This window comes from Pseudomonas sp. Pc102, assembly GCF_018408275.1.
Classification (GTDB): domain Bacteria; phylum Pseudomonadota; class Gammaproteobacteria; order Pseudomonadales; family Pseudomonadaceae; genus Metapseudomonas; species Metapseudomonas tohonis.
In genome coordinates, this window is the sequence record NZ_AP021905.1 from 6,178,343 (window position 1) to 6,191,854 (window position 13,512).

The following is a 13,512-nucleotide window of genomic DNA, read 5'->3' on the forward strand; positions in this document are numbered from 1 at the left end:
TTCCTCGAGGTTCCTTCGCTACGAAAATTACAACATCATCCCCATCAACCCTCCCATAAAAACCCTTTACAGCTTGCCCACCTTGATTCATTAGATGATCAACGGTCTTTGTCCGTTTGGTAAGGATCGTCTGTCCCATTTCTTGAGCGGGTGATTAGGTCGTTTGGATCGACTTCCTTTCTTCAAAAACGGCAGGTGCTGAAGTTAGCCAGAACTACCGGACTATTTCAGACTATCCCTTACGATCCGCCAGTACTTGCCCTACGGACTTGTCCAGACACGGCTAGGAGCAACTGGCTGCAACTGAACATGCGCGCGCAAACGCTTCGCCTTCAAATGCCCGATCGAAACCCATGGGTGAAGTGATGCAAAGAAGCTTGGCTATGCAGCATGATGTTCCGGCTTCAATTCATTAGCCGCGTTGCAACTCCTGAAACCGCCAATTCAGGACAGGCTACTTAGTCAGGATTGATCGGCTTGTATCTTTCAAAACCGACAGAAACTGAAATCGATCAAGATCAACAGCCTACTTCAGGGCATCCTTAGTGACATACTTATTTAAACAGTCTCTCACCTCCTGCCCACCCTCCCCTATGATAGCCAATAGCCCACCAGATTTAGTATCTGGAATACTGGCGCCATAGACAAAATAGCCAACCACATCATCTACAGGCTCATCATCATGATATGTAGTAGTAACTTCTAACTCTTCCTCAGCATGAAAATACTCACAACGCTCATAGATAACCCTATCAATCTCATCATGCAAAGCTTCTGAAAACGGACCAGCACAAATAAAGCTTTTAGCACCTCTTCCCAAGAGCATATTAACCAACTTACACAATACAACACCCTCAACCGAGGGTTTACTGTAGGCTGTAATTAAAACCACATACGGCACCCAACCAAACCCTAATCCCTCCTCTAAATATTCAACATCTGTCACGAGTAAAATACGGCCATTTTTGCACTTTTCCATCATGACTCAATCTCTCCTCGCTTTATTTTTTCTATATTATCTTTAAATGTTCTAATTTCTGTCTCCAGATGCTGAATCCTTCTCTGCTGCTGCATTTTAATTGCCTCCTTTGGCATATTTTCCATGCCCGACCTTACAGTTGGATTATCTTTGAAATCTTGGATTTTCTTCTCATGCTTGGCAATTTGCTTCTCAAGAGATCGTATGGATTTTTGCTGCTGAACAGTTAATTCTTTTATGCCAGCTTTTCCAGCGCGTCCTGCTGTATCTTTAGCCAGAGACTCACCGAATTTCTTTTCAAGAGCCTCTGCTGTCTCCTTTCCAATTTTATTAGTTACCTTAGCTGCCACCTTCGCCTTGCCAGAAACATCAGGGAAGGCCAAATCGATCACTAGCGGCAGATTATCAACTACATTTTCTTTAAGGCTTTCTGGGAAATATATTTCATAGCGTAGGTCTTTATCCCTGCGCAACATATATCCAGCGAACGCAACGGCATCTTTATCTAAAGCCCGCGCAGCGGATACATCTTTTCCTCCAATAACCCTCAGTGCCTGAAGTGCTACATCTGTATCAACAGTCTTGGGGCAGAGTGGGTCTGACTTGCAACGCTCCTTGGCCTCTTCAATCGCCTCACGAGCAATCTCTTCATGTAGTAAATAATTATACTGAGTCGCATTTTTGGTCACCCATGCCGTATTTTCAGGATCGCCATTGGTTATCCCTGCGGCAAGGATGCCTACGAGTTGTGACGCCATCTGCAGAAGGGTTTCATTACCTTTCACCAAAGCATTGAGGTCTTCGATCAGCGCCTCGTTCGCTCCGGCCGCCAATGCTCCACTTGCAAAGTCACCGCCTGTTGCCTCACTAAGCAAACCTCCCACAAGGGCGTGGATGGCGACTTTTCCCGGACTCCCATCAGCCAGAACATCCTTCGTGTGGTCTCCCACTGCATTGAAGGCGGCCGCTGCAATCGTGTTGAACCATGCCGTTTGCAAGGCATCCTTGAGCTCCACTTCTCGGCCCAACGCCTTGTTCAACGCTGCCGAAGTGCCCGCCTGTAGTGCCTGGTTGCCGGCAAAGCGCCCAATACCCTCAATACTGCTGAGGTCGACCGTAACCTTGCCGGTGACCGGGTTGGTTTTAGTCTTCAGCACACCGTCATAGAAGCTCTCAGTCAGGCCCGCTGTTACGCCTGCAACCGCTGCGTTTTTCAGGCTGTCGCCGCTGAAGGTCTCCTTGAGAGCAGCCCCGAGGTTGCCTTTGTTGTTGACCGTGCTGATCGTTCCCGTTGTAGCCAAACTGGTAGCCGCGCTACCGCCTACGGTGCCCAATGCTTCAATTGCCATGGGTCCAACAACGGCTGCAATGAAGACAGCGATCGCCAACTGCGCGCCAACGCCTAGTCCCGAGTGGCTGTACCTGAAGGAGTCATGGATCTCTTTAACCCGGCGCCAGTCGACATCGCCGCGCTGCTCGACCTGCTTCAGCCAGGCCAGTTTCGGGTCAGCAGTCACCATCGCATCGATGGTCTGGCTGACGGTCTTCTGATCGATGTGCTTGATGTCGATCTTCAGGCCATCAGCAGCTTTGATGACGATTTCGCCTTGGACAATCAGTTGGCTTTGCAGCACCGTTTCATCGGTGTTGCCCTTCCCCTTCATGGAATTCCAGGCAAGGCCGCTTTTGCTCTTCTCGTGGCTCTCCTGATGCAGGTCCTTCACCGCTTCGAAGGTGATGGCACCACCACTGTCCAGAGTCAGGTCGCCGCCGCTTTCGAGGTGGGCGCGCTGGTAGAGCTGGTCGCCTTCACTGGCAAGGGTCAGGTCGCCTCCGCTGGTGATCTGGCTGCCAACGTTGCGTACGTCGGTCACTTCGTCGCGGCGCGTTTCCTTGGCGCCGAAGCTGCCTTTCTTCTTCTTGTCGTAGAGGCTGTATTCGCTGTCCTGTGCGGCCAGCAGCTGGAGATCTTTACCGGCGTAGAGATAGGCCTCGTCACCGGCCTTGAGCTGGCTGGCGACAACGCTCAGGTCTTCGCCTGCCTTCACCGACAGGTCACCGCCAGCGATGAGTTCAGCGCCCTGCTGGGTCACCCGGCTCTGCTCGATGTCCTCCTTCTTGCCGCGGCTCTTGCGGTGGGATTCGTAGTGGCTCTCATTGGCGGCTGAACCGATCAGGACGTTGCCGTCGGCTTTTACGGTTAGGTCCTCGCCGGCCTTCACGCGGCTGGCTACCACGGCCAGGTCTCGATCGCTGGAGAGTGTCAGGTCACGCCCAGCGCTGACGTCGGAGCCGTACTGGGTAATCTGCTCGCGCCGGCTGTTGCCCTTGCGGTCCTTCTGGCTGCTCAGATCGTGCTGCTCGGCCGAGACGATCAGTAGGTCCCGCCCGGCATCGATCCGCAGGTCTCGCCCCGCGCTGAGGCCGCCACCGACGTTCTGCACATCGCGTCCTGCGCGCAGGTCCAGGTCGTTGAGGGCTTCGATACGCGCCGCACCGTCGACGTAGTCCTTGCGGTAGGTGTAGTTGCTTCCACCGGACTCGAAGGTGGTGACGCTGCGCTCGTTGATGATGTCGCCGCTTAGGGCTTTCACCGAAACATCCCGCCCGGCAATGATCCCGCCCTGGGCATTGCGGATGCTCTCGGTGGCCAACAGGCTCAGGCGTTCGCCGGCCTGCATCGATCCGCTGTTGGTGAGGTTGACGGCACTGGCGCTGAGGTTCTGGCTGGCCTTCAGGGTGCCCTGGTTGTTCAGGCTGCCGCCGCTGATGAGGGTGACATCACGGCCCTGGATAAGGGCCCCGTTAGGTGCCACGCGGCCTTGTGCCTGGGCCAGGTAGAGCACCGGTACGAGGACCTTCTCGCCCTGTATTTCGTGCTCTTCCATCCACACGATGTCGTGGGTCAGGGCCGCGACCTGCTCGGCACTCAGGCTCACGCCCAGGGCGAGGTTGAGGGCCTGCTTGCTGGCGATGGCGTTGTCCATCAGGTAGCGGAACATGGCTTCGTCGCTGGTCAGGCCAGCGAGGTAACGCTGGCCGGTGCGAGCCACCACCGCTTCGCGGATCAACCGCTGCTCGAACAGGCCATCGCCCAGGCGCCTCTGGGCCTGGTCCGGGTCATAACCCAGCTTGCCCAGCATGTAGTCGGAGCTGAGGAAGCGCGCCAGATCGGCGAAAGCCGGGTTGGTTTCAATCAGGTACTTGTGGCCCTTGACGGGCACCTCGCCCAGGGAGACCTGGCCAACCCCCGAGGGGACTCGTGTGCCGGTATCCACCGGGTTGCTGCCTGCAGCCTGGCTGCCCTGCACCTGCCAGCCGCCGCTGTTGGCCAGGCTTTGCGCCTGGCTGGCGCCGTCGTCATTGGCTGCCTGGGTGTTCAGGCGGAACAACCCGTTATCACCTTGCGGCAGGACGAAGCCAGGCAGGGTGAGCGGGTTGACCTGCCGTTGCTGCAGGTCGGGCGGCAATTGGGCGTTCAGCACGACCACGGGCTGGGCGGCTCGGTTCAGCGAAACATCCGCCCCGCGGGCCTGGCCATGGTTGATGGCGGTGTTCGGGTAGGTTTGCAGGTTGTCCAGGTTATTGTTGGCCTGGAGGGTGACATTGCCGCCAGCCTGGATCACCGCAGGTGCGAGTATCTGCCCGCTTCCGGATACGGAAACGGGCGCATCGATCCCCAGGTAGTACGCCGGGCTGAAGCCCGCCTTCATGGCCAGGTAGGCAGCCTCGCTGAAGGTGGCAGCCGTGCCGTGCTGGGCCATGAAGTTCTGTACACGCGCCTGATGGCCGTAATACACCCCGTTGGATTCCTTGGGGTTGGCGGTGATGACTTTCTGCACGCTTCCGGACATGGCCTGGGCGCCGATGTTCTTCAAGTCACCGGCCTTGATGGCAATGTCGTTGCGGGCGGACAGGGTGCTGTAGCGATTGGTGACCTGGTCACCTTCGATCTGCAGGTTGGCGCCTGCCAGGATCTGGCCCGCTGGCGAGTCCTTGGAGATGACAGCCCCCCACTCTTCATTGAGGGTCAGTTGGCCACGCTTATCACCCCAACTGCTTTTGCAGTGCTGAACGCAGATCAGGTACGCCTGGGCCGAGAGCAGCTTGCCCTCCATGGCGAACTCGTCCTTGGCGTTCAGCAGGGTGGTTGCAGCCAAGCGCATGTCCTTGGCGCTTTCCAGCGTAGCGGACAGGTTCTCGAGCAAGTCGCTGCGTGCCAATTGGTCATTGCTGGCGATGCTCAAGGCCCCCAGGCTGTACACGTCGGCATAGCGGTTGGTGAAGCGCTTGACCCGCAACGCCATGTCGTCGCCGCTGAAGATCAGGCCTTTTTCGTTGAGCAGCGATGGCGTCTCGAGGCGCAGCAGGCCGGCGCTGCCGAGGGTGCCGTAGTTGTTGAGACTGCCGGCGCGAGCCGTCAGGCTGCCGGCAGAAGTGATGCGTCCCTGGTTGGCCAGCAGTCCGCTGACGGTGAGGGTGCTGGCCGCGCCCCCTGCGATCCGGGCGCTGCTGGCGATATCGAGGCTGCCCGTGTTCAGAGTCAGCTCGCCCAGGCTGGAGAGCTGTCCCTGGCCGGTGTAGGCGCCGCTCAGATTGAGCGTGAAGCTGCCGTCACTGGCGAGCACGCCGTGGTTGGTCCAGTTCTCCCCGCTGCCGCTGAAGGACTGCCGTGCGACCAGCTTGCCGCTGGCGGTCTGGGTGAAGGTGCCGATGTCGAGGACCAGTTGGTCCGCTTCCAGCACGCCGCTGTTGGTCCAGTTGCTGGCGCTGAGGTTCAGCCTGCCCTGGGTGCTGAGGTTGCCCCCGCCGCCCATGACCTGGGCGGCGCTGAGGCCGAAACGCCCAGCACCGGTGTGGACGATGCTGCCGCCGGTGCCGTAGAGGTCATCGACGTCCAGCGCCAGTTCGGCGTTGGCGGTTTCCAGGGTGCCGTTGCGGTTGTCCAGCGCGCTGCCGAGGATCCGGGTGCTCCCCGCCTGGCCCAGTGCCCGCATGCGGCCGTGCTGGTTGTCGATGCGAGCGGCGGCAAGGCGCAGGGTGCTGCTGCTTTCGAGCAGGCCGTTGCCGTTGCGCAGGGCGCCGGACAGGGTGAAGTCGATGCGCTCGGCGGCCACCTTGCCACCCAGGCCTCGGCTGTCGGCCCGGTTGTCGAAATCGCCGGCGATCACGCTCAGCAGTTGGTGGGCGTAGAGGCCGCCCCCCTGGTTCAGGAGGGTGCCAGTGCCCAGGTCGATGCGGGTTTCGCCGCTGAGTGCAGATAGATGCCCACCCTGGTTGTCCAGGGCCTTGGCGGTGACGGTGACGGCTTGCGCCTGGGCGGTGCCCGAGGCGTTGTCGAACGCTCCGCCACTGGTGACGGTAAGCCCGCCCTGCAGGCTGTTGAGAACACCACCGTGGTTGTCCAGGTCGCCCGCGCTGTGCAGGTCCAGGTCGCCTTGTGCGGTTTCGATGCGGCCACTGCGGTTGTTGAGCGCACCCTCCAGCCTGGCGACGACACCCTGCTGGCCACTGAGGCTGCCGCCCTGGTTGTCGAGGCGTTGCGCCTGCAGGTCGATGAGACCTTCCTGGCTGTGCACTAGGCCATCGGCGCTGTTGTCCAGCACGCCGCTCAGCAGCAGTCCCTGGCCATTGCGAGCTGCCAGGGTGCCACCGGCGTTGTTCAGGTCGCCGGTGGTCAGCTTCATCAGCTGCTGGCTGATCAGGCTGCCCCCGCGGTTGTCGAGGGCGGCAGCCTGGAGCACCAGCGGGCCGCCACTAGCCAGGCGGGCCTTTTGCGCGTTGAGCAACTGCCCGGTCAGGGTGAGGGTCATCGCGGCCTTGCTGGTCAGCTCACCCGCGCTGTTGTCCAGGCGGTTGGCGTGGATGCTGGCCGACTGTTGGCTGCTGATCTGGCCGGTGCGGTTGTCGAGGGTATCGGCGAGCGTGAGGTTCAGGTCGCCCACGCTGGAGACGACGCCCCCTGTGCGGTTGTCCAGGCTCTGTGCGTCGACCGAGACCGTGCCCTTGCCGACCAGGTCACCGGCATCGCGGTTGTCCAACGCGCCGCTCAGGGTGATCTGCAGGTCGCCATCACGGCTGGACAGGGTGCCCTGGCTGCGGTTGTCGAGGCTGCCGGCCTTGACCGTCAGCCCCTTCCAGCCGGAGACCAGCCCGGTTCCGGCATTGCGCAGCGCGCCTTGCCCCAGGTCGATGTCGAGCTGGCCCGTGCTGATCAGCTTGCCCTGGTCGCCGTTGTCGATGGCCTGCGCCGTCAGGTTGTAACCCTGGCGGCTGGACAGCTCACCTCCTCGGTTGTCCAGCCTGGCAAGGCGTTCGAGGGTGAGCGGCCCCTTGGCACTGAGCAGGCCGCCGCGGTTGTCCAGGTCGCCGTCTTGCAGGTCCAGGTGTACGGCGGCTTCGCCGATCAGGCGCCCCTGCTGCTGGATCAGGCGAGCCACGCTCAGGCGCAGGTCACCCTTGGAGGACACTTCGCCTCCCTGGCTGGAGTCCAGGCTGGCGGCCTCGAGGTGCAGGCCGGCGGTGCTGGTGATCAGGCCCTGCTGGTTGACCAGCCCGCCCTGGAGGCTGAGATCCAGGCTGCCCTGCCCGTTGACCACGCCGCCGGCGCTGTTGTCCAGGCTTTCACCCCGGACCACCAGCCGATCACGTGCGGTCAGCACGCCCTTGGTGTGGTTGAGCAGGCGCTGGACGGTCAGGGTCAGGCCCTGGTCGGCCGAGATAAGGCCGGCCTGGCTGTTGTCCAGTACGGCGGGGGCTTGTCCGGCTATGGCCTGGGCGCGGATGTCGGCCTGGCCTTGGGTGGAGATTTCTCCGCTGCTGTTGCGCAGGCGCTCGCTGACGCGCACATCGATGCCTTGGCGGGCAGCGATCAGGCCGCCGCTGAGGTTGTCCAGCTGCCGTGCTTCGAGGCTCAAATGGCCCTGACTGAGCAATTCGCCGCCCTGCTGGGCAAGGGTGTCGACCTTGATCTCGACGTTACCCTTTGCCCCCACCTGGCCGGCGGCGCTGTTGCGCAGCTCGCGGGCAGTGACCTGGAGCGCGCCTTCGGCCACGACACGGCCCGGCCCGGCGTTGTCCAGAACACCCTCTACCGCAACGCTCGCATCGCCCTTGCTGCTGACCACTCCCCCCGGTTGTCGAGGCGCTGGCCAGTGATGTCCAGGCGCTGGTCGGCAACGACGGTACCGCCCTGGTTGTTCAGGGCCGCCTTCTGCACCACCAGGCTGCCACGGCTGCTCAAGGTGCCTTTTGCACTGTTGTCCAGCGCGTCGGCGCTGACGGTCAGGGTGCGGTCTGCGCTGATCTGGCCACCCCGGTTGTCCAGCTGTCCGGCGTCAATGGTGGTCACTGCTCGGCTGGAGAGCTCGCCGTCCTGGTTGTCCAGGCGCTGGGCGACCTTGACGTTCAGGGACTGGTCGGCGGCAATCGCGCCCTTGCGGTTGTCTAGTGATTCGGCATCCACCGTGACGCTGCCCTTGGACAGCAGCAGGCCGTCGTCGCGGTTGTCCAGCGCCCTGGCCGCCACCCGAGTGTTGGCCTTGCCGCTGATGGCACCCGCGCGGTTATCCAGCGTGCCGGTGAGCGCGGCCTCGAGGTCTCGGCTGGCCACCACGGTGCCCTGGTTACGCAGGGAGCCGCCACTGAGCTTCACATCACCCGTGGTATTGCGGCTGTTGTCGCGATTGACCCCCGCTTCGATCACGCCCTGGTTGCCGAGCTGCTCGGCCTTCAGGTCGATCTGCGCGCCGGCCGCCAGGCTCCGGTCTTTTTCCAGCGTCAGGCTCTGGGCCGCTTCGGCTTTGACGTTACGGCCGGCGTAGGTCTTGTTGCCCAGTTCGATCGATTGCGCCTTGAGGGCGATATCCCGGCTGGCGGCGGCCTGGGAAAGGGTCAGCTTGCCGTTGGCGTCGATCTGGATGTCGCCGCCGCTGGCGGCCATGTCGCCGGCCAGTTTGACGCCGACGCCCTGTTCGGTGCCGACGAGGCGGATGGCGCCGGCGTACATGCCGCCCAGGGCGCTGCTGTCGATGGCCAGTTGGGGTTTGTCGGTGCCGTCGTCGGCCTTGGCGGTGGCGGCGAGGGTGGTGGCGTCGACGTCGTTGCGGCCGGTGACCATTGCCAGTTGCCGGGCGTGCAGTGCGGCGTTGATCTGGGCGCTGCGGGTGATCAGTTCGAACTGGTCGACGTTGCTGGCGTTGAGCCCCTGCCCTTCGATGCGGATCTGTCCGCCGTCGACGTCGTAGCGCTTGAGGGCGCCGTTCTCGACCATGGGGGCGCCGGTGCTGAGGGTGGCGCGGGGGGTGTTGATGAAGCCGCAGCCGTCGCAGGTGATGCCGTGGGGGTTGGCGACGATGACGTGGGCGCCCTGCCCGGCCACTTCGGTGTAGCCCTTGAGCTGGCTGGGGTTGGTGCCGGTGACTTCGTTGAGGATGACGCCGGCGGCGCGCCCGTTGAGGTTGGCGTTGCCGAGGATGTAGCCCCCAACTGAGTCGACTGAGTCTTGCCTGTCGCGTTGTTGAGGATCAGCCCCTGCTCGCCGACGTTGTAGTCGCTGAATGTGTTGTGCGACAGGCCGTTGCCATTGGGCGTGGCGATGTTCACCACAGGTACGCCGTTGGCGGCGGCACCGATGCTGGTGTTGCCACCGGCGGCGGCATCCACGGCCAGGTCGGCGGCGATGCTGACGATTGGGTTGAGGAACATGACGCCGACGAGGATGGTGGCGATGTTCTGGAAGAAGGGGCTGCGAACGTCCATGAGGTGAGGCTCCGGGTGACGCGAAATCAGTAGAACAGGTCGAGGCGGGCGTAGATCGGGTGCTCCCGGCGTTCGATGACGCCAGGGCGCTCCAGGGACCGCGCGAAGGTGAGCGAGACGGCCAGGTTCAGGCCACGGGCGCTGAATTCGAGGGCGTTGCCGCTCAGGCGGCCATGGGTGCGGGCGTTGTTGCGGTCGCCCTGGATCTGCCCCAGGTCGTAGGCGAAGGCGAGGCCGTACTGGCGCACGAAGGGCTGCAGCGGTGCCCAGCCCACGGGGCGGGTCCAGCGCAGTTGGTTGCGCCAGTAGCCGCCGCTGTTGCCGGACAGGGATTGGTCCTTGAAGCCGCGCACCGAGCTGAGGCCGCCGATGCTGATGTGCTGGGGGCTGTTGAGTTCGTCTTCGCTGCGCTGGTAGTTGATGAGGCTGTCGACGCTGAGGTTTTCCCCGAGCAGCTGGAAGGGCTGCAGGTAGCTGGCGGTGAGGCCGTATTTGTCTTAGCGGGCGTTGGTGCCGCTCTTGCCGTCGATGCGGCTGTTCTTGGCGTCCAGGGCGCCGATGCCCTGTTGCCAGCCGAGGTCGAGGTTGACGAAAGCGCTGCCGAGCCGGCGGCCGTGGTTGAAGCCCAGCTGGGTTTCGGTGATGCGCGGGCTGGAGTTGCTTAGCAGGGCGTTCTCGATGTAGTTGCGGTTTTCCAGGTGGGCGAGGCCGAGGCTCAGGCCGGTCTTGCTGACGCTGTCGCGGTGCAGGACGCGGTCGGCGCGCAGTTGGTGGGTCTTGCTTTCACCGTCGGTGACGAAGGGGAATCCGCTGCTCTCGTTGCGGGTACGGTAGTAGCTCTGGCTGTAGGCGTAGCTGAAGCTCCACCAGCCATACGGCAGGCTGTAGGAAAAGCTCTGGTTGGCGGAGTGGCGCCAGCGGTCGCTGACAGCGTCGCCGCCGGCGCGCAGGCTGAGCTGGTCGGCCAGGCCCAGGGGGCTGTCCCATTCCAGGCTGGCGCCCCACTGCTGCTCGCCGGTGCTGCGCTGGCCGTCGTTGTGGCGGTTGAAGCCGACCCGCCAGGGCTTGCCGGGCTCGCCCTTGAGCTGGACGCGGCTGCCGCCCACTTCGCTGCCGGGCACCAGTTCCAGTTCGGCGGGGCGCGAGGGCAGCCGGTTGATCTGCTCCACCAGTTGCTCCAGTTCCCGCAGGTTCAGCGGCTCGCCGGTCTGCGCAGGGGAGGCCAGGGCCAGTTCGCGGTCGCTGGCGATCGCCGAGCCTTCCACGCCCTCCAGGCGGCCTTCGACGACGATGACGTCCAGTTCGCCGTCGGCCAGGTCCTGCTGCGGCAGATAGGCGCGGGAGGTGACGTAGCCGCGGTCGATGTAGTGCTGGGTGATGGCCTTGAGCAGGTCGTTGAGGCGCCCGCTGTCCAGGCACTGGTGTTCGAAGGGCTTGAGCAGTTCACGCTGGCGCACCTCGCTGATCAGGTGCACGCCCTGCAGGCGGATGCGCTGGATGTCGAAGCACGGGCCCTTTGCCTGGGGCTGGCTGGGGGCCACCGGCTCGGCGCGGCCGGGCAGTTGCTGCAGTTCCTGCAGGCGCTTGCGCTGCTCTTCCAGCAACCGCTCCTGGCGGTCGCGGATCAGGTCCCGATCGCCTGGAAGCGGCTCGGCAGCCTGCAATACCAGGGGCATCAAAAGTAGCGGTGAAAACAGCGCGAGAAAGGTCGAAAGGCGCACGGCGAGCAGTCCTTGCAAGGGCCTGGCGAAACAGGCGCCTATGAGAGCAACTCGACAAAGACCGGCCTATCGGCCCTGGCCTGATGAGGCCAGGGGAAATTTCTCATGCAAAGGAACGATGCTGTGGCTCACCTGTAGGTCCACCGGGCAGGAGCTGCCGAATGCCCAATAAAAAGCCCCCGCCGGATCGCTCCGGCGGGGGCTTTTCAGTCACTGATCGGAGATCAGACCTTGCTGCGCTCGTAGCGCTTGCGGTCGTTCTCGTTCAGCATTTTCTTGCGCAGGCGGATGGACTTCGGCGTCACTTCCACCAGCTCGTCGTCGGCGATGAATTCCAGCGCCTGTTCCAGGGTGAACTTGATCGGCGGAACCAGGGCGATGACTTCGTCCTTGCCGGAAGCGCGCATGTTGTCCAGCTTCTTGCCCTTGGTGGGGTTGATCACCAGGTCGTTGTCACGGCTGTTGATGCCGGCCAGCTGGCCTTCGTAGATCTCGTCGCCCGGGGCCAGGAACAGCTTGCCGCGGCTCTGCAGGGTTTCCAGCGAGTAGGTCAGGGCGGTGCCGGTGGCCATGGAGACCAGTACGCCGTTCTGACGGTTGCTGACTTCGCCGGCCTTGATCGGGCCGTAGTGGCTGAAGGTCGAGGTCAGGATGCCGGTGCCGGAGGTCAGGGTCAGGAAGTTGTTGCGGAAGCCGATCAGGCCACGCGCCGGGATGGTGTACTCCAGGCGCACACGGCCCTTGCCGTCGGGGATCATGTTGGTCAGATCGCCCTTGCGCAGGCCCATCTGCTCCATCACCGAGCCCTGGTGCTGCTCTTCGATGTCGATGGTGACGTTCTCGTAGGGCTCCTGCTTCTCGCCGTCCTTCTCGATGATCACCACTTCCGGACGGCCCACGGCCATCTCGAAGCCTTCACGGCGCATGGTTTCGATCAGTACGGACAGGTGCAGTTCACCGCGGCCGGAGACCTTGAACTTCTCGGCGGACTCGCCCGCTTCGACGCGCAGGGCGACGTTGTGCAGCAGCTCCTTCTCCAGGCGGTCCTTGATGTTGCGGCTGGTGACGAACTTGCCTTCCTTGCCGGCGAAGGGCGAGTCGTTGACCTGGAAGGTCATGCTCACGGTCGGCTGGTCGACGGTCAGGGGCGGACGGGCTTCGACGTTCTGCGGGTCGCACAGGGTGTCGGAGATGAACAGCTCTTCCATGCCGCTGACGCAGACGATGTCGCCGGCTTCGGCTTCGGCGACTTCGACGCGCTGCAGGCCGGAGTGACCCATGATCTTCAGGATGCGGCCGTTGCGCTTGGTGCCGTCGTCGCTGATGGCGACCACCGGGGTGTTGGACTTGATCTTGCCGCGGGCGATGCGGCCGATGCCGATCACGCCGAGGAAGCTGTTGTAGTCCAGCTGGGAGATCTGCATCTGGAACGGGCCGTCGACGTCGACGTCCGGAACCGGGACGTGGTCGATGATCGCCTGGAACAGCGCGTCCATGTTGTCGTCCATCTTCTCGTGGTCGAGACCGGCGATGCCGTTCAGGGCGCTGGCGTAGACGATCGGGAAGTCGAGCTGCTCGTCGGTGGCGCCGAGGTTGTCGAACAGGTCGAAGATCTGGTCGATGACCCAGTCAGGGCGCGCGCCCGGACGGTCGATCTTGTTGACCACGACGATCGGGCGCAGGCCGGCCTTGAAGGCCTTCTGGGTCACGAAGCGGGTCTGCGGCATGGGGCCGTCCTGGGCGTCGACGACCAGCAGCACGGAGTCGACCATCGACATCACGCGCTCTACCTCACCGCCGAAGTCGGCGTGGCCGGGGGTGTCGACGATGTTGATGTTGTAGCCGTTCCACTTGATGGCGGTGTTCTTCGCCAGGATGGTGATGCCGCGCTCTTTCTCCTGGTCGTTGGAGTCCATCACGCGCTCGGATTCCGCTTCTTTGCGGTCGAGGGTGCCGGAGAGCTTCAGCAGCTTGTCGACGAGGGTGGTCTTGCCGTGGTCGACGTGGGCGATGATGGCGATGTTGCGTAGTTTTTCGATCACTTGTGTATCT

The 13,512-nt window shown here is 62.6% G+C and carries 4 protein-coding genes and 1 pseudogene; all 5 read right to left on the reverse strand.

Annotated elements, in window-relative coordinates; all coding sequences use genetic code 11:
- Positions 1 to 526: 526 nt before the first annotated feature.
- A complete protein-coding gene (locus tag PHLH3_RS28145) occupies positions 527 to 982 on the reverse strand; it encodes a hypothetical protein (RefSeq protein WP_213626834.1) in 456 nt (151 codons plus the stop codon).
- Positions 979 to 8,106, reverse strand: a complete 7,128-nt coding sequence (locus tag PHLH3_RS28150; RefSeq protein WP_213626837.1) for a DUF637 domain-containing protein — start codon at positions 8,104 to 8,106, stop codon at positions 979 to 981. The genes PHLH3_RS28145 and PHLH3_RS28150 overlap by 4 nt, the downstream gene beginning before the upstream one ends.
- The gene (locus tag PHLH3_RS28155; protein ID WP_348529851.1) at positions 8,070 to 9,824 is read right to left on the reverse strand and encodes a filamentous hemagglutinin N-terminal domain-containing protein; all 1,755 of its coding nucleotides are present in this window, start codon (positions 9,822 to 9,824) and stop codon (positions 8,070 to 8,072) included. Before PHLH3_RS28155 ends, PHLH3_RS28150 begins: the two co-directional genes overlap by 37 nt.
- Positions 9,766 to 11,415 (reverse strand): annotated as a pseudogene (locus PHLH3_RS28160) (ShlB/FhaC/HecB family hemolysin secretion/activation protein). Before PHLH3_RS28160 ends, PHLH3_RS28155 begins: the two are co-directional and overlap by 59 nt.
- Before the next feature lie 269 nt (positions 11,416 to 11,684).
- Complete coding sequence (gene typA, locus PHLH3_RS28165) at positions 11,685 to 13,502, reverse strand: translational GTPase TypA (RefSeq protein WP_111264267.1); 1,818 nt, start codon at positions 13,500 to 13,502, stop codon at positions 11,685 to 11,687.
- Between the last annotated feature and the right edge of the window lie 10 nt (positions 13,503 to 13,512).